Source organism: Neobacillus drentensis, from assembly GCF_036965425.1.
Taxonomy (GTDB): Bacteria; Bacillota; Bacilli; order Bacillales; family Cytobacillaceae; genus Neobacillus; species Neobacillus drentensis_F.
The window spans coordinates 49,745-71,436 of the sequence record NZ_JBALPP010000020.1 but is presented as its reverse complement, the minus strand read 5'-3'; the positions used below and the strand labels follow the sequence as shown (position 1 = coordinate 71,436).

Annotated in this window: 17 protein-coding genes and 2 tRNA genes; 18 read left to right on the top strand and 1 reads right to left on the bottom strand. The window is 40.6% G+C overall.

Annotation, left to right across the window (positions count from 1 at the left end; genetic code table 11):
* The first annotated feature begins 943 nt into the window (after positions 1-943).
* From V7161_RS05865 to V7161_RS05815, 11 genes are all read left to right on the top strand, one after another.
* Positions 944-1,618 carry a GntR family transcriptional regulator gene (locus V7161_RS05865; RefSeq protein ID WP_335443055.1) on the top strand — a complete coding sequence of 225 codons (675 nt, stop codon included), beginning with the start codon at positions 944-946 and terminating at the stop codon, positions 1,616-1,618.
* 246 nt (positions 1,619-1,864) lie between these two features.
* A complete protein-coding gene (gene allB / locus V7161_RS05860) occupies positions 1,865-3,256 on the top strand; it encodes an allantoinase AllB (RefSeq protein WP_335443053.1) in 1,392 nt (463 codons plus the stop codon).
* A 335-nt stretch (positions 3,257-3,591) separates the two neighbouring features.
* Positions 3,592-5,094 carry an ABC transporter substrate-binding protein gene (locus tag V7161_RS05855; protein WP_335443058.1) on the top strand — a complete coding sequence of 501 codons (1,503 nt, stop codon included), beginning with the start codon at positions 3,592-3,594 and terminating at the stop codon, positions 5,092-5,094.
* Between the two features lie 113 nt (positions 5,095-5,207).
* Positions 5,208-6,146 (top strand): nickel ABC transporter permease, encoded by a 939-nt coding sequence (gene nikB, locus V7161_RS05850; protein ID WP_223588201.1) that lies wholly within the window; start codon positions 5,208-5,210, stop codon positions 6,144-6,146.
* Between the two features lie 3 nt (positions 6,147-6,149).
* Positions 6,150-7,058, top strand: coding sequence for an ABC transporter permease (locus V7161_RS05845; RefSeq protein ID WP_335443051.1), 909 nt, complete (start codon positions 6,150-6,152; stop codon positions 7,056-7,058).
* 9 nt (positions 7,059-7,067) lie between these two features.
* Entirely contained in the window at positions 7,068-8,081 is a 1,014-nt protein-coding gene (locus V7161_RS05840) for an ABC transporter ATP-binding protein (RefSeq protein WP_335443048.1), read from the top strand.
* Complete coding sequence (locus V7161_RS05835; protein ID WP_335443046.1) at positions 8,071-9,045, top strand: ABC transporter ATP-binding protein; 975 nt, start codon at positions 8,071-8,073, stop codon at positions 9,043-9,045. The genes V7161_RS05840 and V7161_RS05835 overlap by 11 nt, the downstream gene beginning before the upstream one ends.
* A gap of 179 nt (positions 9,046-9,224) precedes the next feature.
* On the top strand, positions 9,225-10,307 hold the full coding sequence (locus V7161_RS05830) for a sugar phosphate isomerase/epimerase family protein (protein ID WP_335443044.1): 1,083 nt from the start codon (positions 9,225-9,227) through the stop codon (positions 10,305-10,307).
* Entirely contained in the window at positions 10,300-11,289 is a 990-nt protein-coding gene (locus V7161_RS05825; protein WP_335443042.1) for a sugar phosphate isomerase/epimerase family protein, read from the top strand. The genes V7161_RS05830 and V7161_RS05825 overlap by 8 nt, the downstream gene beginning before the upstream one ends.
* A 43-nt stretch (positions 11,290-11,332) precedes the next feature.
* Positions 11,333-12,571, top strand: a complete 1,239-nt coding sequence (locus V7161_RS05820; protein ID WP_335443040.1) for an ArgE/DapE family deacylase — start codon at positions 11,333-11,335, stop codon at positions 12,569-12,571.
* 157 nt (positions 12,572-12,728) lie between these two features.
* Complete coding sequence (locus V7161_RS05815; RefSeq protein ID WP_335443038.1) at positions 12,729-13,967, top strand: allantoate amidohydrolase; 1,239 nt, start codon at positions 12,729-12,731, stop codon at positions 13,965-13,967.
* Positions 13,968-14,214: 247 nt separating this feature from the next.
* On the opposite strand, the gene V7161_RS05810 is transcribed toward V7161_RS05815, so the two are convergent.
* Positions 14,215-14,541: a TM2 domain-containing protein gene (locus tag V7161_RS05810; RefSeq protein WP_335443036.1), complete on the bottom strand. Its 327-nt coding sequence runs from the start codon at positions 14,539-14,541 to the stop codon at positions 14,215-14,217.
* Positions 14,542-14,821: 280 nt separating this feature from the next.
* Between V7161_RS05810 and V7161_RS05805 the strand changes: the two genes are divergently transcribed.
* The 7 genes from V7161_RS05805 to ppdK all read left to right on the top strand — a co-directional run bounded on the left by V7161_RS05805 (position 14,822) and on the right by ppdK (position 21,597).
* Entirely contained in the window at positions 14,822-16,063 is a 1,242-nt protein-coding gene (locus V7161_RS05805; RefSeq protein WP_335443034.1) for an esterase/lipase family protein, read from the top strand.
* A 128-nt stretch (positions 16,064-16,191) separates the two neighbouring features.
* Positions 16,192-16,265 (top strand) — tRNA-Gly (locus V7161_RS05800).
* Between the two features lie 7 nt (positions 16,266-16,272).
* Positions 16,273-16,346 (top strand) — tRNA-Ile (locus V7161_RS05795).
* 100 nt (positions 16,347-16,446) lie between these two features.
* Positions 16,447-17,256, top strand: a complete 810-nt coding sequence (mutM, locus tag V7161_RS05790) for a bifunctional DNA-formamidopyrimidine glycosylase/DNA-(apurinic or apyrimidinic site) lyase (RefSeq protein ID WP_335443032.1) — start codon at positions 16,447-16,449, stop codon at positions 17,254-17,256.
* Between the two features lie 201 nt (positions 17,257-17,457).
* The gene (locus V7161_RS05785; RefSeq protein WP_289984960.1) at positions 17,458-18,093 is read left to right on the top strand and encodes a helix-turn-helix transcriptional regulator; all 636 of its coding nucleotides are present in this window, start codon (positions 17,458-17,460) and stop codon (positions 18,091-18,093) included.
* A gap of 16 nt (positions 18,094-18,109) precedes the next feature.
* Positions 18,110-18,925, top strand: a complete 816-nt coding sequence (locus V7161_RS05780) for a pyruvate, water dikinase regulatory protein (RefSeq protein WP_335443030.1) — start codon at positions 18,110-18,112, stop codon at positions 18,923-18,925.
* Between the two features lie 2 nt (positions 18,926-18,927).
* Positions 18,928-21,597 carry a pyruvate, phosphate dikinase gene (gene ppdK, locus V7161_RS05775; RefSeq protein WP_335443028.1) on the top strand — a complete coding sequence of 890 codons (2,670 nt, stop codon included), beginning with the start codon at positions 18,928-18,930 and terminating at the stop codon, positions 21,595-21,597.
* Positions 21,598-21,692: the final 95 nt, after the last annotated feature.

Below are 21,692 nucleotides of genomic sequence, written 5' to 3'. Positions count from 1 at the left end.
TACATAGATTGTTTAATAAATCATCTTTAACGAGCTTTTACCAAAGAAATGAATGATTGAATTTGGAAGGAGGAAATGCTTTATGTGGCTATTGCAAGCTTTTTTGATTCAAAATACGAAAGAAAAATCTCTGAATACGAGTTTGCTCAAAGTGCATATCTAAAAGAAATAGATGAACTAAAATTGAATTACTCTGCTAATTAAACTAAATACAGGTTATTAGGAAAAGTTGATATTCAACCAAGGGATGGGATATTGGGTAAATGTGAGAAAGCAGGTAAATTACTAAATACCTGCTTTAAAATTTACAAATATATTTTTCACAAATTTTACACAATTCTTCAATGAAACCCTATAAACTCATTATTTATTACCTTGTTTCGACCCTGACCATCGGTATTGTTTTCCAGTAATGGAACGGATCACTTGGCAGCATGCAATGGATAATTTTCTATTTTGGAAGTAAGCGAAGGGAGGAAGTAAACCAACCTTAAAGGGATATTCCAATCAAATTTGCCATTTCTATATTCGGTTTGAGGATATCTGGAAAGATAGAGGAGGTTGACCCTATTTTAACAAAAAGTGTGATCCACTTCATTTTATAGCAGTAGTGATCCGCTACAGATTAAACAAGGTGCTTTTTTGTGTTTAAATCCTTATCTAAGAGTTTAAAAAGTGACCAAAAAGTTAGATTTATTATATTAGCAAGACCTTTCTTTGTAACAGAGGTTAATTGTACCAGCCATAAAGATATATCATAATAATAATCAGATTTTTCAGAAAATAGGTTGATATCTTAGAGAAAATATTGTAAACTTTGTTGTATAAGAGATTGCATACAATCATGTATTGATAGAAAAATACATGAAGGTTTTTCTTTTTTACACATATTGTATACATTTTATTCCAGCATCAAGGCTAGAAAAAGGGAAGGGAAAAACAAATGAATTCGAAAGAACTGGAAATTTACAAGAACATTAAACAAGCAATCGTTCATCAAAAACTGCGGCCCAATATGCAGCTAGTCGAGAAAGAAATCGCTGAAGCTTTTGGTGTGAGCCGTACTCCAGTCCGTAATGTCCTTCGAAAGTTGTCATATGAACGGTTGGTAAAAATTATTGAGAATAAAGGGGCGTTTGTGACCTGGTTCTCGGTAAATGAAGCAATAGAAGTTTTTGAGATGAGACGAATTCTTGAAGTCAATGCAGTTCGATATGCCTGTCGTCTGGCAACAGAAGAGCAATTGCATGAATTTGGGAAACTCGTTGAAGTCGAACTTAATACTTATCAAGATGCTGACTACATTGAAGCGATTCAAATGTCTGGAAAATTTCATTTGAAGATAGCAGAACTTGCCAGAAACTCTTATTTTTATCTGTATCTTGAAGACTTAATATCCCAAACTTCTGTTATTATCTCCATATATGGAGAGAGCCATGGAAAAAAAAGCACCTGTCTCCATCATCATCATATCTACAACGCCATTCAGCAGCGGGATGAAGACCTTGCAGAAAAACTGGTAATAGAACATCTGAAAGAAATTGAAGATACCCTCCATTTTGATGAAAACCTACAGATACCCGCATCTTTGTCGGACTTATTTCAAAATATGCTATAAATTGATCACACCTATAACCCAATAAATTACGTTCATTTTTCCTGATTACATAAGCTGGAAACTCCACATGAACCCTAAAAAATACAAAAATGAAAAAAGACGCTTTTTGAAAGGAATGGGGCTGCAAATCTCATTTTGCTAAACTAGTTTTTTCTTTGTGTTCAAATTTCTGAATATTCAAAATTACTTGTTCCTATTTTTATTTCTCACTAGGTTTCTTGGATTAAAGAAGAGAGGAGATCAGCAATGGGGTATGACTTAATGATTCGAAACGGTACGATCGTTTTTAGGGAAAACGTGAAAAAGGCAGATATAGCCATTAAAAATGGAAAAATAGTTGCCATGGCCGAGTGCTTAATAGGTACTGCTGATCAGATTGTTGATGCAACAGGTCAATTGGTAATGCCAGGGATGGTCGATGCACATGTACATATTTGTGAACCGGGGCGCACGGAGTGGGAGGGATTTGAAAGCGGTTCAAAAGCGTTGGCTGCTGGAGGCACCACATCCTACATCGATATGCCCTTGAATGCATTACCGGCAACAACGACAAAGGAAGCATTGGAATTAAAACTTGCAGCAGCTAAAGGGAAGAACTACATAGATTATGCTTTGTATGGGGGATTGGTTCCGGGAAATCTACAAAATTTGCAAGAGCTTTCTGATGCAGGTGTTGTAGCTTACAAGTGTTTCATGGCCACATGTGGAAGCGACCTGCCAGGTGATTTTAAAAATATTGATGATTTTACGCTTTATGAAGGGATGAAAAAGTTAGCCGAGCTTGAGCATGTCTTAGCCATCCACGCAGAGAATGCAGAGATTACGGACCGTTTAGCCCTAGAAATGATCAAGCAAGGAAAAACATCAGCCTCCGATTTTGTTGCATCCCGCCCTATTTTTACCGAAGTAGATGCAGTAAAGCGGGCGTTATTATTAGGGAAAGAAACGGGTTGTAAATTGCATTTTGTGCATATTAGCAGTGCAGATGCAGTAGGAGAAATTATCACAGCACGAAATCAAGGACAGGATGTGACCCTGGAATCATGTCCGCACTATTTTACAATTACGGCCCGTCAGTTTCAAGCTATTGGGCCCCTTGCCAAATGCTCACCCCCTTTACGGAGTAAGGTGGAACAGGATAAATTGTGGGAAGCATTTAAACAAGCCAAAATTGATATGTTAACCTCAGATCATTCACCTTGTCCACCCGAAATGAAGTTTAGTGCAACTAACAATATGTTTGAAGTGTGGGGAGGAATTTCGGGATGCCAGAACAATGTAGATTTGATGTTTGATGAAGCTGTTAAAAAGCGTAAAGTGCCGGTAACCCAATTTGTCCGGATGATCGCAACCAATCCTGCCGAAAGGTTCAACCTTAGAGCGAAAGGTGAAATCGCCATCTCCAAAGACGCGGATATTATCTTGGTTGATCCTAATCAATCCTATGTAGTAAAAACAGAAAACTACTACTATCGACACAAGCATAGTCCGTATACCAACAGAAAGATTGATTGCCGGGTGACCAAGACATTCGTTAGGGGGCAGTTAGTCTATGACTTAGATGAAGGGATCGTAGGAAAACCTATTGGACAATTAATTCTTTCCCAAAAATCTTCAAATTATATTGTGCCATCGTAGAAAATATCAATGAATCATGGTAAAGGGAGAAAGATAAATTTTGCAATTGATGGAAAACTATCAATTACTTAGAGTCTATTAAATTCTATAGAGAAAAGATTTGGGGAAAGCGAGGTAGGTATATCGATGCGTATTGGAATTAATGTTAGAAAGATGTCTGAGCAAATGGCGAGAGAACCGTTAGGCACTCTTTGCCATGCCAATTGAAGGGGGGGCCGTACCATCCTAGATGTAAGACTGATACTAGACAAATCGGTAAACTACCAATTATCGAGACAATCAAAAAAAATAAGGGGTGTGAAAAGATGGTAAAAAGATTTTCAGTTTTGTTTATTGTGTTTATTCTGATTGTCAGTGTTATGGCAGGTTGCTCAAGTCAAGCAGGAAATGGTACAACAGGCAAAAATAATACGAAGGATACTCTAACTATTGGAGTTCCAGAAGCGCCAACTTATATGGATCCTCAGATTCAAGCCACCCTTGCTTCATACCGTGTAACAACACAGATTTTTGACAGGCTTGTAGCTCTTGATGATGATATGAAAATTGTTCCTGCACTTGCGGAATCTTGGGACGTAGAAAATGAAACAACTACCGTCTTCCATCTTCGCAAGGGTGTCAAGTTCCACAATGGGGAAGAAATGAAAGCTGAAGATGTTAAATTTAGTCTGGAAAGAGCTATTGCAAGTGCAGGCGTAAATTACAATTACCTCATTATCAAGGACATCATTATAGTCGATGATTACACAATTAAGATTGTAACAAAACAACCTTTTAATGCTCTATTGTACAGGCTTTCGCTTGATGCAGCTGCAATAGTAAGCAAAAAGGCAGCTACGAGTGATAAAGATTTTAATAAACATCCCATTGGTGCCGGTCCTTATAAGTTTGTCTCTTGGGATCTAGGTGGCGATGTTGTTTTAGAGGCATTTCCTGATTATTACAAGGGCGAACCCAAAATTAAGAAATTGATTTTCAAGCATATTCCTGAAGCAATCAACAGATCTATCGGTCTTGAAACTGGCGAAATTGACTTAGCTTATGATTTGGCAATTACTGATTTGGATAAAGTCAAGAACAACAAAAATCTTAAAGTGGAGGAAGTTACCAGTACAACGGTAAATTATCTTGGATTCAATACCAAAAAGCCTAATCTTGATGATGTTCGCGTCAGAAAAGCAATCGCCTATGCACTTAACACTAGGGACATTATCGATATCGTTTTTAATGGCATCGCAACTCCGGCTCATAATACCATGCTTCCACCAAACCTTTCTGGTTCTGTGCCAGATACCGTTAAGTATGATTACAATTTAGACAAAGCGAAAAGCTTGCTCGCTGAAGCTGGGCACCCAAATGGCTTTAAGACAACTCTTTGGGTTCCTGATACCCAGGTTCTAAAAAGTGCTGCGGAAGTAGTTCAGGGGCAGCTTAGTAAGATTGGGATTGATGTTGAAATCAAGCAGATGCAGTCAGGAACATTCTATTCTTCTACAGGAAAGGGTGAACATGACCTGTTCTTTATGACAAAAACATCTATCGATCCTGATAGTATGCTTAGAGCTATTTATCATTCTGAAGCCTTTGGACTTTCAGGCAATCGTTCGTTCTGGGCAACGAAAGAAGTCGATGAAATGTTAGATAAAGCAAGTGAAACAACAAATCCCGACGAAGCTAATAAGCTTTATGCAGAGGTACAGAAAATTGTGGCTGACCAAGTTCCGGTTATCCCAATCGCCATTGAGCATTTAAATGCAGGAATGCAGTCAAAGGTTAACGGCTTCGGCTTATATCCTGGAAAAACGCATTACATTTATGGGACGCATTTTGGTAAATAAGATTTGTTCTAAGTTCCATGCCGATATCCTATCGGCATGGAACCTAAAAAACTAACAATCTCATAAAAGCTGATTTTTCCACGTACGTCAATTAGATTTTTAGGGGGTGCCAGATGCATAAATTTATTCTACGCAGGCTTGCCATGCTGATTCCAGTATTATTGGGGGTAAGTTTCATTGTATTTTCCATTATGGATCTTACTCCTGGTGATCCTGTTGAGATGTATTTAGGTGATAACTATACACCTGAGGCGCATGCTGAGATGACGAAGGAGCTCGGTCTCGATAAACCATTTATTGTCCGTTATTTAAATTATATCGGAAATGCGGTTCAAGGTGATTTTGGTATTTCTTATTCAACAAAACAACCAGTACTTGATGAAATTCTGGCAAGATTTCCTAATACTCTCGTTCTTGCCATCGCTGCATTAATCTTTGCTATTGTGGTAGGTATTATATTGGGAACTATTTCAGCAGCTAAGCAAAATTCAATATTTGATTCAACATCAACATTTACAGCTTTGATAGGAGTTTCAATGCCAAACTTTTGGTTTGGGTTAATGTTAATCATAATATTTGCCGCAGGTTTAGGGTGGTTTCCATCTTCAGAATTCAGTGGGGTAAAGTCCTTGGTTCTACCGGCAATTGCTTTAGGGACAAACTCGCTTGCCATAATTACACGAATGACACGTTCTTCCCTTTTGGAAACAATCAGGCAGGACTATGTCAGAACAGCACGTGCAAAGGGACTCAAGGAGTATAAAGTAATTATTAAACATGCGCTTCGTAATGCGATGATACCAATCATTACCATATCGGGGTTGCAGTTTGGTTTTCTTATTAGCGGTGCTGTGGTTATAGAGACTGTTTTTTCATGGCCTGGAATTGGCAGGCTTCTAGTTGAGGCCATTCAATTAAAAGATACGCCTATTGTATTATCACTTGTCCTTATTAAAGCAGCAATGTTTACGGTTATTAATCTAGGCACTGATATCATGTACGCATTTTTTGATCCGCGTATAAGAGCACAGTACAAGGCGAAGAGGGTGTAGGGAATGAATACAACCATAATACCGAGTAGGAACCAAAAATCTGAAATATTACCGGAAAAGAAAAAAAAGTCCCAATTGGTTTCTATCTGGAAACGCTTGAGGAAGAATAAACTGGCAGTTGCCGGCTTAGTTATATTAACTTTTATCATTCTTTCGGCTGCTTTTGCAAATGTTTTATTTGATTATAACACAGTAGTAATTCAACAAAATGCCGCAGAGAGGCTGCAACCACCATCAGCAAAACATTGGCTTGGGACTGATGAATTAGGAAGAGATATTCTCGCAAGAATCGTTCATGGAGCGAGAGTTTCAATCCCAATCGCGTTTACAACCATCCTAATTGCAACAGTTGTAGGTGGTTTAATTGGGGCCATTTCCGGTTATGGGAGTAAAAGGGTTGACAATATTATTATGCGGATTATGGATATTTTTCTAGCCATCCCCGGTATCTTATTATCTATTGCCATTGTAGCTGCGCTTGGCCCAAGTTTGAGGAATTTGTTAATTGCTATAAGTATAGCAAATATACCTCCATTTGCTAGAATCGTAAGGGCATCTGTTTTGTCCATTCGTAACGAAGAGTTTATTGAAGCGGCTAGAGCGATTGGTGCAAATGGTGTACGAATTATTTTTAAACACATCATTCCCAATTCTATGGCCCCAGTAATCGTTCAAGCAACTTTGTGTATTGCTGGTTCGATATTAGAAATTGCCGCCTTAAGCTTCATCGGTCTGGGCATTCAGCCTCCTGCTCCCGAATGGGGCGCTATGCTTAGCGGCGGTCGACAGTATATACGATATGCATGGTGGATTTGCGCTTTCCCTGGCATAGCGATTATGTTAACCATTCTTTCTCTCAATCTACTTGGGGATGGATTGCGTGATGCATTGGACCCTAAATTGAAAAATTAGGAGGTAACTATGAATCGTAGCAAACTACTTGAAATTAATGATCTCACTGTTGAGTATAGAACTGATGATGAGATTGTTTATGCCGTTAACTCTCTTAATTTGAGTTTACATTCTGGAGAAAGCCTTGGTCTGGTGGGGGAGACAGGCGCAGGTAAATCAACAACAGCACTCAGCATTTTGCAGCTTGTTGCAGACCCACCCGGCAGAATAACGAGCGGTGAAATTCTTTTTGAGGGTGAAGACCTTCTAAAAGCGAAAAAGGATTTTCTGCGTCATATCCGAGGAAACAAAATATCCATGATTTTTCAAGATCCTATGACCAGCCTTAATCCTGTTTATTCCGTTGGCGACCAAATTGCGGAAGTAATTTATCTCCATGAGAAATGCAGTAAAACGGAAGCACAGCAAAAGGCTGCTGATATGTTGGAAATGGTCGGTATTCCTAAGGATCGGTATGATGAGTTTCCACATCAATTTTCAGGAGGAATGAAGCAGCGGGTTGTCATCGCCATGAGTATCGCATGTTCGCCAAAACTTATCTTGGCGGATGAACCAACGACAGCGCTTGATGTGACGATTCAAGCACAGGTGCTTGAATTGATGAATGATTTGAAAGTGAAGTTGAACACTTCGCTTCTTCTCATTACGCATGACCTCGGTGTTGTTGCTCAGGTATGTGATAGAGTCGCCATTATGTATGCTGGTGAGATTGTGGAAATCGGAACGGTTGAGGAAGTGTTTGAACATCCAAAACATCCCTATACGGTAGGCCTTTTTAGATCAATTCCTGCGCTGGATGAAAAGGTTGATAGATTAAAGCCGATAAAAGGGCAGATGCCGGATCCTACAGACTTGCCATCGGGTTGTAAATTCCATCCGCGTTGCCCGTACATGAATGAAGTCTGTACGAAAATGAAACCGGCCATGACGAATGTTGCAGGAACTCATATAGTGAATTGTCTTATCCACGAGGGCAAGCTTGATTCTACGGAGTTTATGGAGGAAGTCAATTATGTCAGATAATATTCTGGAGGTTAAGAACCTTAAAAAACATTTTAAATCGAAAAACGGAACACTTCATGCCGTCGATGATGTTTCTTTCAGTATTAAGCGCGGTCAAACATTGGGTCTTGTAGGCGAATCAGGCTGCGGGAAGTCAACAATAGGACGCTTAATATTAGGGCTTCATCAAGCGACAAGCGGGGAAATACTCTTCAATGGGCAAGACATCTGTAAAATGAATAAGAAGCAGATTCATGACTTGCGAAAAGATCTGCAAATTATATTTCAGGACCCATTTGCCTCACTAAATCCGAGGATGTCCATTGGTGAAATTATTGGAGAACCGCTCTTAATCTATAAAAAAGTAAAGCGGGCAGAACTTGATTCCGAAGTCAGACGTTTAATGGATGTTGTTGGATTAAGTAAAAGATTTATCAATTCTTATCCCCACGAACTTGATGGGGGACGGCGGCAGCGTGTTGGAATTGCAAGGGCTCTTTCCTTGAATCCACAGTTTATTGTTTGCGATGAACCAGTATCTTCTTTGGATGTTTCGATACAGGCCCAGGTTCTGAATTTGCTTAAGGACCTTCAGGCTGAATATGGGCTGACTTATCTATTTATCACCCATGATTTATCCGTCGTTAAATATTTTTCAGACAAGATAGCGGTTATGTATCTTGGGCAGCTTGTTGAAATTGCAGAATCAGATGAATTGTTTAAAAAGACTGTTCATCCCTATACACAAGCATTGCTTTCTGCAATACCCGCCCCGAACATACGTCAAAAGATGCAGCGAGTTAAACTTATTGGAGAACTGACAAGTCCAATTGATCCTGAACCTGGCTGCAGGTTTGCAAAACGATGTTTGTACAGTCAGGCACAATGTATAGGTCAAGATTTAGAGCTCAAGGAATTTGGAAATAGCCACTTTTGCTCATGCTGCAGAGCCGATGAGTTACTAAATACCACCATAAGTAAGTAAGAATCAAGTGTATGAAAATCATCCAATCGTTATACAGCCAGAACTGAGACATAGTTGAGCAGGTGACTCCGCAGTAGTCGGAGATAATAGGACAGCAGGTTTGTCAAATTTCCACACAAAATATTCAGAATCCACTAAATATTTTATAAAAAGGGAAATCGGGAAAGGATGTTTTAGCGATGCGTATTGGAATTGATGGTAGAAAAATACCAGAATCAAAGGTGAGAGGACCTTTAGGCACTCTCGATCATGCCAAAAGTCTTGGGATGGAAGGGGTGTTTTTTCGAACCATCCTAGATGTAAGCCCGAAACTCGACAAATCGGTGATCCGTGAAGTCCGTCAGCGTGCCGACGAGCTCGGGCTCTATCTTGAAGCAGGTCTTGGTAAGGTAAATCCCTTTGCACTTCCCGAAACACCTGAGATACGAGATATCGGTGATGGGGATACTTTACTCGGATTTCGTAGAATGATGGAGGCTTGCGCAGAATTCGATATTAGAGAGCTTTGGATTTCCACTGCCGGGATAAAACAACAATATAGAGGTCGATTCACTACAGACCGCTTCAGAACAGATGTGTCCTGGGAAGAGCAACTAGAGGCCACACGGAGCTTTATGATGAAGCTTAAGCCCATTGCTTTGGATCTCGGGATCCACTTGAATCTTGAGACGCACGAGGAGATTACAACATTTGAAATTCTCCGACTTATTGAAGCTGTCGGTGAGGATGTTGTAGGGATAGTCTTTGACACAGGTAACATCCATATTCGGGGTGAGCATCCGGTGTATGCCGCTAAGCGCATTGCTCCGTACGTACGTCAAACACACCTAAAGGACGCTTATGTTGAACTTATAGAAGATGGTGCATATTACCAGTCACGTATGATCGGATCAGGTCTTGTCGATTTTACTGCGGTGCTTACTGAACTGAACAAATATCGCCCTGACCTTAACTTAACAATTGAATGTGATCCTCCACGATTGGGCGCGGTAAAAGGTGAGCCGCACTTTCTAGAACTTTATAACCCAGAATGGATCGCAGGACATCCTGACCTTTCAAGAGAAGAATTTGCCGCCTATTTTGAACTCGTTCGTGAGTTCACTGAACGAATCCGTAATGGAATGGTCAAGAGCTGGCAGCAGCATAACTCAGATACCTTTGAGTATCCTGAAGCCATCCAATGTATCGAGTATTCAAAACAGCACATTGAAAATATCTGTCTGGAGCTTGGTATCACAAGGGGGGATAGGGCCCATGCTTGAAAATTTACCTGAAAGAGTTGGAATATTTGCGAAGGATCTCTGCGGTTCATCATTTGATGTTAGGGACTCCATTCAAAAGACACTCGATCATAAGCTAAAAGGTTCCTTCATTGGGAATGCCCTCAAAGCCAGTCCGACATTGGACCGGTGGGAATTGGAGGACATCCGGCAAGTTGCACAGGAATCAGGCATCACGCTTGGTCTCCAGCTCGGGATGCTGAATCCCTATCGGCCTGAACGATCCTCTGATGCTTTGAAAGTCGGAAACGGGGACCTTGCCAAAGGTTTGCTTAAGTTGACAGAGGCAGCTCTCCAGCTCGGACAACCGAATGTGATGCTGGTTGTTGGTATGGAAGAAGATCGCTTTAATCAATCGGTGGCATGGTCTGATCAGTTGGCAGTGGTCTCCTCTTTCTTGAAACGACTTGAACCCGACCTCCGTTCGCTAGGCTCCCGGGTGCTGATTAAGACTCACGAGGAAATCACTTCCTGGGAGGTTCGTCGACTGCTCGAAGGACTCGATTCCAATCTATTCGGCGTTGCGTTCGATCCTGTTAATCTAATCGTACGGATGGAGGATCCGACAGCAGCAGCGGAACGTCTAGCAGGTCGCATTTGGCAAGTCCACGTTGACGATGCACATCTCTTATGGAGCGGTCGAGGCTACTCCCGGTTGCTTTGTCCAGTTGGTAAGGGGTGCATCGACTGGCCAGCCCTGATTACCCGAATCAGCACAAGTGACCCAGATGCCTGGTATTGGGGGGAAATCCATCGCGCCGAACTTGATACGCCGTTCTTGAAAGAGGGTTGGTTTGACACACATCCAGATAACGAAATTACTGAAGTAGCGACGTGGCTTTCGAAAGGAATGCCGCTATCCGAATCGCCTCTGTCCCTATTGGGAGATATTGATGAACGAATACGCACTGTTACCAGGTACCTTACCTGTTTTGATGTTGGGCTAAATCAAACCACCGCTTGAATGTGGTTTGTGACTTAATAATTTATGTAAAGGAGAAATAACTTTGAATGGAGCCAAAATAGAAATACTACAATGGGTAGAAAACAATCAGAAGCAAATTATTCAATTTCTACAAGAGCTTGTTGCAATCCCGTCCGATAACCCACCTGGAGATTGTTATGCTATAGCTGATCATCTTCATAAGAGGTTAAAGGATTTCCAATTCGATGATGTCCAATTCTTAAACGTAGATTCGGAAGAAGTCAAAACTAGCGGGATGATCCGTGTAGCTAATGTAATTTCAACCACCTCCTTTGGAAAGGGAAAAGGCCCTGAAATTGCCTTGAATGCCCATGGGGATGTAGTTGCTCCCGGAATGGGATGGACATATAACCCATATGGAGGAGAAATTGTAGATGGGAAACTTTATGGTAGAGGAGCAGCTGTGTCTAAGTCAGATATCGCTACCTATACTTATGCCCTATTGGCACTTCGTACCGTGGCAGAAGAATTGAATGGAAAGGTATCTTTGGCTTTTACGTTCGATGAAGAAACAGGAGGAGAAATTGGTCCAAAGTGGTTACTGGATAGGGGGTTTATTAAACCAGATATGGCTATTGCAGCAGGGTTCACGCACTCCATTGTCAACGCCCATAATGGATGTCTGCACTTGGAAATTCGGGTAAAGGGGAGATCAGCTCATGCTGCGGCGCCACATACGGGGTCTGATGCAATTCAGGCAATGAGCGCAATACTCCACTCCTTGTATGTATATCGCGAGACACTTAGCAAAGTCAAATCATCCGTCTCGGGAATTGAATCCCCAACGTTAGTAGTAGGTTTAATCTCTGGGGGAATTAATACTAATGTGGTTCCTGACCGGTGTACTATTCGTTTGGATCGGCGTCTTATTCCGGAAGAGAACAGTGATCAAGCGGAAAAGGAAATCCAGCGGGTGGTTGAGCAGGCTATTCGTGATTACGAAGGCATTGAAGTAGAAGTAGAGCGAATTCTTTTAGCAAATAGCTTTGGACCGGTTCCGGAGGATGAACCATTGATCCATACTTTAGGGGCTAATTGGAAAGAAATCATGGATGGAGAACTTGAAATCCATGGGGTTCCGCTTTATGCCGATGCCAGGCATTTTTATGAAGCGGGTATACCGGTTGTTATGTTTGGAGCGGGGCCTAAAACCTTATTGGAAGCAAACGGTCACAGAGCCGATGAGCATGTCCGTATTGATGACTTGGTGAAGGCCACAAAAATTGTAGCTTTAACTCTTTACGATCTATTAAAAAAATAAGTAACATACTTATAAAAACATTCCCAGCTTGTACCTCAATACATGCAGGGCTGGATTAATTTCTAGGGGCGCTATAGAATCTATTAAACATACTTTCAAGCAAAAAAGTGGGTGCTAGACTACTTAGGTCAAGTTTCATATAAAGGAGAAATGGAATATGTTTGGCCTATCTCAAATAAGGAACATAGATCGCATTATTGGACGTCTTGATGATTTGTCAAAGATTAGTTTAACCGAGCGAGGTGTAACACGTCTTTCCTTTACTAAAGAAAGTGAGGAGGCTAACCGATTAGTTAGCCATTGGATGGAAGAAGCAGGGATGATTGTAAGAAGGGATGCTCTGAATAACGTTGTAGGAAGATATGAAGGAACTCAAGAAGAAGCTCCTGTTCTTCTGATTGGTTCCCATCTAGATACGGTAGTCGAAGCCGGCAAATATGACGGCATTCTTGGAGTGATTTTAGGAATTGAAGCTGTGCAAATTCTCCATGAGAAGGGTATATACCCGAAACACCCTATCGAAGTTATTGCATTTTGTGATGAGGAAGGGACCCGCTTTCATACAACGCTTCTCGGAAGCCGGGCGATTGCTGGAAACTTTCTGGAGGAAGATTTGGAAGCTGTGGATAAGGATGGCGTTACATTAGCAAAGGCAATGCGGGAAATCGGAATGGATCCCTCTCTATATCGATTAGCGGCAAGGGACCCAAATTCAATCCTAGGATATCTTGAACTTCACATCGAGCAAGGTCCGGTATTAGAAAAGAAGAATCAGTCCTGCTCATCCGTAAGTGGTATAGCGGGTCAATCCCGGCTAGAGTTTCGCGTGAAAGGGTCGGCTGGCCATGCGGGGACAGTACCGGTTGCGATGCGCCAAGATGCACTTGCGGGGACTGCAGAAATGATTCAAGCCGTGGAACGGATTGCTCTTCAATACGAATCACTGGTAGCGACCGTTGGAAAGCTGAACGTTTATCCGGGAGCAAGCAATGTTATTCCTGGTTTGGTGGAAGGGGCGCTGGACCTGCGCTCAATCGATGATGCTACTAGGGAGGTAGCGTTAAAACGTATTCAAGAAGAATGTCAGCAAATTGCTAACCGCAGGAAATTGACATGTGAATTCCATCTGGTTATGGAATCCCCAGCAGTCCACTGTTCATCCCATTTTATCAATATTATCGAATCTGTTCTGGAAGAACATCACATGGACCCGCTTCGTCTAGTAAGCGGTGCAGGGCACGATGCGATGGCTATTGCTAAAATTGTAGATACCGGCATGATTTTTGTGCGCTGTAAGGAAGGACTCAGTCATCATCCGGATGAATTCGCATCTGAGGAAGATATTGAAGCGGGACTTTCTGTTCTGCTTAATACCATATTAAAATTATTAGCCTGATAACACAGGAAAATCAATAAAATGTTGATAGAATCTACATCACCATAATATTGACATCTATCATTTAGCAGTTGGGTAGAAGGCTTAATGAAACCACTTGTTCAACAGGTGGTTTGTAATAAGTTTTTAATTATGACCACCCGTTTCTGACACTAATTAAAGAAACGAATCAGTTCTAAAGAGTAACGCTCAAAAAGGGTAGTTCCTTTTAAGGAACTACCCTAATAACATTCCATTTTGTTTAATATCATGCACTAGCAGTGCCTTTGTTGTTTGATAAAGCTTTAACAGTCCTAATAATATTGTTTTCAAGTTCTTCATTTTTTTGTTCAATTCTTTTTCCAATGAAGAATACATCAACAAAATTCCAAATAAATAATGTCGCCCATCCAAATAATAGCATTAGGATCGCTCGTCCGATATCACCTGAATAAAAACGGTGTCCAGCGAAAGTACCTAAGAAGAACCAAAGAGCATAAGCAATTCCCTTTGATTTTTGTTTTTTGTTCATTTCACTATTTACCATAGCAAGTTGTTCTGCCGATAAATCCTTTTTCATTAATAGGTTATTCAATATATGTCAACTCCAATGAATGTATTTCGTAACGTTCAATTTCTAACAAGGGTAATCATAACTCTTATTCCGAAATGCTTCACTAGTAGATAACAGTAAAAATAGGTATTTTAACCCATGAATATTGTCGTTTGTTTCCGAAAAACGCAATGAATAAATGAATGGAAATTTATAGTATAAAAGGATTCCTACATTTGTAGGGTCCTTTTTTATTTGTTTTCTTTTAAAATAAAACTGTAATTCAGAAAATTATAAATATTTATCGAAGGGGGTATCATAAATGAGGTATGTCTTATCATCACTTTTCTTCTGCAGCTTGCTCATGCCAGCTTTCTCAGCAAGTGCTGAATCGTCTTCAACAGCTGAATCTTCCGGTAATGATTATCCAATTGTATTGGTACATGGACTAACAGGATGGGGAAGAGATGAATTGTTTGGTTTCAAATATTGGGGAGGCATAAATGACCTAGAACAATATTTGAATAACAGCGGACACAGAACGTATACTGCTGCGGTTGGACCAATTTCTAGTAACTGGGATAGGGCAGTGGAACTCTATTACTATATTAAAGGAGGGACGGTTGACTATGGGGCTGCCCATGCAAAAGAATTTGGGCACGCAAGGTATGGAAAGACTTTTCCTGGCCTCTATAGCGAATGGAATGGTAAAAATAAAATTCATCTTGTTGGGCATAGTATGGGCGGACAAACTATCCGAACGCTGACAGAACTATTGGGAAATGGAAGTAAGTCCGAAAAAGAATATTATAAGGAGCACCCTGAGGAAGGAATTTCTCCACTTTTTGAAGGGGGGAAGCATTGGGTCCATAGTGTTACAACTCTCGCTACTCCCAATAATGGTTCCACGTATGCGGATGCAGAAAGAGTAAAAACGCTTGTTAAAAGTATGGTTACTAATTTTGCCGCCCTATCAGGGGCAGGCGGAGACAATATCGTTTATGATTTCAAGATGGACCAATGGGGATTGAAACGAAACCCTGAAGAATCCTTCCTTACTTATATGAATCGTGTCATGAACAGCTCAGTTTGGACAAGTAAAGATATAAGTTCGTATGATTTAAACACTGTCGGAGCTGCTGAACTTAACAACTGGGTGAAAACCCAGCAAGATGTTTACTATTTTTCCTATACTGGAGATGCCTCTTATAAAGGACTTTTGACTGGTCATTATTATCCGCTGCCAACCATGACCCCTCTGTTATGGGATTCAAGTCTGTTCATTGGATCTTATACAAGAACAAACCCTTCACCTGTGATTGACAAGTCTTGGTGGCAAAATGATGGAATTGTAAATGTGAAATCTTCCAAATTTCCATTCGGACAGGCAAATAAGCTTTTTGACGGCACGATTCAAAAGGGAGTATGGAACTATTATCCTGTTCAATATACTTGGGATCACTTTGATTTTGTTGGAATAAGTGAAGCTCATGTAATTGGAATTAGAGAAATTAATGACTACTATTTAAAAATCGCCAATCAACTCCATGGACTTCCAAAATGAGTTAATTTGATTGAACGGATACCAAAATAAAATTAGTGTTCGGTTAATCAAAAGACCTTTTACTAATTGGATATAGACAAATAAATAAATTACTGCTATAATTACATTCGTCGTTGAAAAATAAATATGCGGGTGTAGTTTAGTGGTAAAACCTCAGCCTTCCAAGCTGATGTTGTGGGTTCGATTCCCATCACCCGCTCCATTCATTTGGGCCTATAGCTCAGCTGGTTAGAGCGCACGCCTGATAAGCGTGAGGTCGATGGTTCGAGTCCATTTAGGCCCATCATTTCGTTTTAGAGAAACCGAACAATTTTGTTCGGTTTTTTTGTGTCTTTGGGGAAAATAATTCGGAGGAATCAATCTTTAAAATGGAGGAGCATGAGATGCCAGAACTTCCGGAAATGGAAAACTATAAAATCTTGTTAAACGAAAAAATAGCTGGTCAGATTATTACCGATGTTCAAGTAAATAGGGAAAAATCAATTAATCTTAATCCAACACTATTTATCAATACCATTAAGCAGCAAAAGGTCCTCAATATAAGCAGGCGTGGTAAGCATTTGCTTTTTCAACTGCAAAATGGACAAATCCTTCTTTTACACTTAATGCTCGGAGGCTGGATGTTTTATGGAACTGAAGCGGAAAAACCAAAACGAACGGTTCAAATCCGGTTATCGTTTGGGCAAAATCATTTGTATTTTATCGGTTTAAGACTAGGATATCTTCATCTCTATAGTCAATCAGAAGTTGAAAAGGAGCTTTCCCATTTGGGCCCTGAACCTCTGTCAAACGATTTCACAGTAAATGATTTTTTATTAAGAATCAAAAAAAAACATGGTCGCTTGAAAACAACGATGCTGGATCAAGAATTCATTGCTGGTATTGGCAATTGCTATTCTGCTGAAATATGCTTCGATGCAAAGATTTTACCAACAAAAGATATAGATGACATTAACGATGTGGGGCGAAGTCAGTTATACCAATCCATGAAATTTGTCCTGCAGGAAGCCCTAAAGCATGGAGGATACCTTGAAAATCCTTTTTATAATGGCGACAAGTTAACTGGAAGCTTTTATAAAATACGCAAAGTTTATGACAGAAAAGGTGAGGCATGTACAAGGTGTGGAGCGACAATCATCGAAGAAATGATTTCTTCTAGGAAAACTTTTTATTGTCCTAATTGTCAGAAATAGTCCCGCATTCAATAGCGGGAATTTTTTAAAAAAAATGTAATCCGAATATTTAGAAAAGAAAGTTTTCTGTTTTGTTAAAAAAAGTATAAGTTATTGTTTCGAATTTGTGTTAAATGTAATATACTATATACAAATAAGTATAACACATTTAAAATTATCCTATAAAATAGGACCACATAATGGAAAAGTGAGGGGGTGTTAATGATTAAACTAACGAAACGCCAAGATGAGATCCTTGAAATTGTGAAACAGAATGGACCAATAACGGGGAAAGAAATTGCCGAGAAATTATCTTTAACAAGGGCAGCATTACGGCCAGATCTCGCCATTTTAACCATGTCAGGAAATTTGGATGCAAGACCAAGAGTCGGTTATTTTTTTAATGATAATTATGAAGTTAAGCTTCAAGCTAAGGAATTTATCCATCAAAAAGTGACGGACTACAAAGCACATCCAATTGTAGTTGAAAAATCGACTTCAGTTTACGACGCTATAGTCCAATTATTTTTAGAAGATGTTGGTACCCTTTATGCCGTAGATACAGAAGGGCATTTGGCAGGGGTGATTTCCCGTAAAGATCTGCTCAGAGCATCACTAGGAAACAGGAATCTTCATGAATTACCAGTCAGTGTGATCATGACGAGGATGCCGAATATCATCACCATTCATCCAGATGAAACTCTGCTTGAAGCTGCGAAAAAAATGATTAATAACCACATAGACTCCTTACCAGTTGTAAAGGAAGAGCAAAAGAATACATATTTGCTTGTGGGACGAATTACAAAAACGACGATTACGAAAGCCTATTTAGAAATTATGGAAGAAAAATCACACTAAGGGGAGAGGCGCCATTTTGGTACAGAAAGAGGTTGTCTATGTAGTTTCTGACTCAGTAGGGGAAACGGCTGAGTTTGTAGTAAAAGCAGTGGCAACACAATTTAATGGAGGACAGGTTGAAATTCGCCGCAATTCCTATGTAGATGACTTTGAGGATATTGAAGACGTCATCATGCTGGCAAAAAGGGGTCACTCCATTATTGCGTATACCATTGTTATTCCTTCCTTAAAGGAATATATAGATCAACGTGCTTCCGATGAGGGTATTTTAGCAGTTGATTTGCTTAGCCCCTTGATGAATGCATTTGTAACAAGGTTCAATAAGCAGCCACATCATCGCCCAGGGTTAATGAGAAAACTGGATGAGGAATATTTCAAGAAAATTGAAGCAATTGAATTTGCTGTAAAATATGATGATGGACGTGATCCAAGGGGGATTACCAAAGCTGATATAGTCCTGATCGGAGTTTCAAGGACCTCCAAAACACCTTTATCGATGTATTTAGCTCATCAACGCTTTAAGGTCGCAAACGTACCATTAGTTCCTGAAGTACCGCCGCCAGATGAATTGTTCCAAGTTCCACGGAAGAATTGTATCGGCTTAATCATATCACCAGATAAATTAAACGAAATTCGCAAGGAGCGCTTAAAGGCTTTGGGGCTCGGATCGCAGGCAAATTATGCAAGCTTCCAGCGAATCTTAGACGAACTCGATCATGCTGAAAAAATTATGAAGCGGGTTGGCTGCCCAATTATTGACGTTTCAAATAAAGCAGTAGAGGAAACTGCGGGGTTAATTTTAGATGTGTTGAAAAAAGAGAGGAGCTTTTAATCATGGAGAAATTCGTTTACTTATTTCACGAGGGTAATGGCGATATGAGAGAATTGTTGGGTGGAAAAGGAGCAAATCTAGCAGAAATGACTCGGATTGGCTTGCCAGTCCCGTATGGCTTTACGATTACGACGCAAGCATGTAATGCCTACTATGAAGCTAGCAAAACCATTCCAACAATCGTAGAAAAGCAAACTATAGAAGCTCTTACCCTTTTAGAAGAAAAAATGGGCAAAAAATTAGGTGACCCGCAAAATCCTTTACTCGTATCTGTTCGTTCTGGTTCAGTTTTTTCCATGCCTGGGATGATGGATACCATTTTGAATCTAGGGATGAATGATGAAACAGTAGTCGGAATGGCAAAATTAACGAATAATGCTCGTTTTGCCTTTGATTCGTACCGTCGTTTTATTCAAATGTTTAGTAATGTCGTTCTTGAAATCGACACGTATTTCTTCGAACAGTTTTTAGAAGAAACCCGCGAACAAAAAGGCTATTCCTCTGACCCTGAAATGACTGCAGAGGACTGGCAGGAGGTTATTGCCGGGTACAAAGGAATTGTCAAAAAGCATACGCGAAAAGACTTCCCACAGGATCCAAAAGAGCAGCTTTTCCTTGCCATTAATGCCGTATTTAACTCTTGGAATAACCAGCGGGCGATTGTTTACCGCCGTCTCAATAAAATAGCTGATCATCTTGGAACAGCTGTTAATATTCAAAGTATGGTGTTTGGCAACATGGGAGATGATTCGGGAACAGGCGTTGCGTTCACTAGAAATCCCTCCACTGGAGAACACGTTCTTTATGGTGAATACTTAATTAATGCCCAAGGTGAGGATGTGGTGGCCGGAATTCGTACACCGCAGCCAATTGCCACTTTAAAGGATGAAATGCCTGGGGTTTACAAGCAATTTGCTGATACCTGCAAACGACTTGAGCAGCATTACAAAGAAATGCAAGACATTGAATTTACGGTTGAACGGGGCAAACTTTTCATTCTTCAAACCCGCAACGGCAAGCGTACGGCTCAAGCGGCAATTCGAATTGCCGTTGAAATGGTTGAAGAAGGCATTATTGATAAGAAAACAGCGCTTCTTCGCGTCGATCCCGATCAATTAAATCAATTGCTGCACCGCCGCATTGATGACAAATTTGAAAAAAGAATTTTAGCAAAAGGCTTACCCGCATCCCCAGGTGCGGCAACAGGTAAGGTAGTCTTTGATGCCGATGAAGCAGAACTTTTAGGGAATGATGGGAAAAAAGTAATTCTCGTTCGTCCGGAAACAACACCTGATGATATTCATGGAATCGTAGCTTCTCAAGCGATTTTAACAAGCCGCGGTGGAATGACGAGCCACGCAGCAGTTGTTGCTCGCGGAATGGGGAAAGCTTGTATTTGCGGCTGTGAGTCGTTGAAAATTGACTTAAAAGCCAAACAATTTACGGTTGGTGAAACTGTTGTTCATTATGGCGACATTATTACCATCGACGGTTCAACGGGCGAAATTATGCTAGGAGAAATTCCTATGATCGACCCTGAGCTTTCAGATGAATTCCAGCTGCTGCTGGCTTGGGCCGACCAAGAACGAAAATTGGGTGTTCGAGCTAATGCCGATAATCCAGAGGATGCAAAAAAAGCGTTTGAATTTGGGGCAGGGGGAATTGGCCTTTGCCGAACGGAACATATGTTTATGGACCTGAAGCGGATTCCAATTGTTCAAAAAATGATACTAGCGGAGCATTACAGTGAAAGAATGGAAGCACTAGACGAGCTTCTGCCAATGCAGCAGGGCGACTTTGAAGGGATTTTTGAAGCGATGCAAGGCTTCCCGGTAACCATCCGTTTACTAGATCCGCCATTACATGAATTTTTACCAGATAAAGAGGAACTTTTAGTAGAAGTGACAAAGCTGCAAATTTTAGACCCGCAATCTCCTGAATTGAAGAAAAAAGAACTTTTGCTTAAAAAGGTTCGACAATTAGATGAATTCAATCCAATGCTCGGCCACCGCGGCTGCCGTCTTGGTATGATTCATCCGGAAATTTATGATATGCAAGCGAAGGCGATTTTCTATGCGGCAGCAAAACTTGCAGAAAAAGGGATGGAAGTACAGCCGGAAATCATGATTCCGCTTGTTGGCCATGTGAATGAATTAAAGCAGATGCGCCAGCTGGTTATTGATGCGGCAGTTAAGATTCAAGAGGAAACAGGGAAAACGTTCCAATATACAATAGGAACGATGATTGAAATCCCTCGTGCTGCATTGACGGCTGATCAAATTGCTGAAGAAGCGGATTTCTTCTCTTTTGGAACGAATGATTTAACACAAACAACCTTCGGATACAGCCGTGATGATGCCGAAGGAAAATTCCTGCAGGCGTATATTGAAAACAAAGTACTCCCAGAAAATCCGTTTGCAGTACTTGACCAGCATGGGGTTGGTAAGCTTGTAGAAACAGGCGTAAAGCTTGGCCGCAGCACAAAGCCATCGTTAAAAACAGGTATCTGTGGTGAACATGGCGGTGAAAAGAGTTCAATTGATTTCTGCTACCGAACAGGCTTAGATTATGTCAGCTGTTCGCCGTACCGCGTACCGCTTGCAAGATTAGCAGCTGCACAGGCAACAATTCGTCATGAGTTAAATAAGGAAGAGGTATATACAACTGCTTAACTATAAACTAGGACGGTACCTTAATAGGTACCGTCTCTTTTAATGGGATTATACTTTTATTTTCTGCTTATACTAAAAAAAATCATGGAAAAGGG